Source organism: Cupriavidus sp. SIMBA_020, from assembly GCF_046535395.1.
In the GTDB taxonomy this organism is placed as follows: Bacteria; Pseudomonadota; Gammaproteobacteria; order Burkholderiales; family Burkholderiaceae; genus Cupriavidus; species Cupriavidus campinensis.
In genome coordinates this window covers 1-272 of the sequence record NZ_JAWRWU010000574.1, presented here as the reverse complement: position 1 = coordinate 272, position 272 = coordinate 1, and the positions used below count along the sequence as shown (strand labels likewise).

Here is a 272-nt window from a genome sequence, read left to right as displayed (position 1 = left end):
GGCGCAGCGCCTCCATCCGGCTGAGCCGGTTGCGCTCCGGATAGAGCACCGTGCCGCCGACCGTGCGCCCGGACACCATCCAGTACAGCGACACGAACGGGTTGTAGCTCGCGATGCGCGTCGCATCGGAGCCGGCGCCGACCGGCAGCCCGGCCGCCAGCATCGCGCGGATCGGCGGCGTGCGCGTGGCGGCTTGCGCGCCGTAGCGCGCAATGAAGTACTCGCCCTGAAACGCCATCCGGTGCTGCACCGTCACGCCACCGCCGAGCGCC

General features: G+C 72.8%; 1 protein-coding gene. It reads right to left on the bottom strand.

Annotation, left to right across the window (positions count from 1 at the left end; genetic code table 11):
* The coding region (locus tag SB751_RS30575) for an amidohydrolase family protein (RefSeq protein WP_410749095.1) at positions 1–272 on the bottom strand (272 nt) is incomplete at both ends.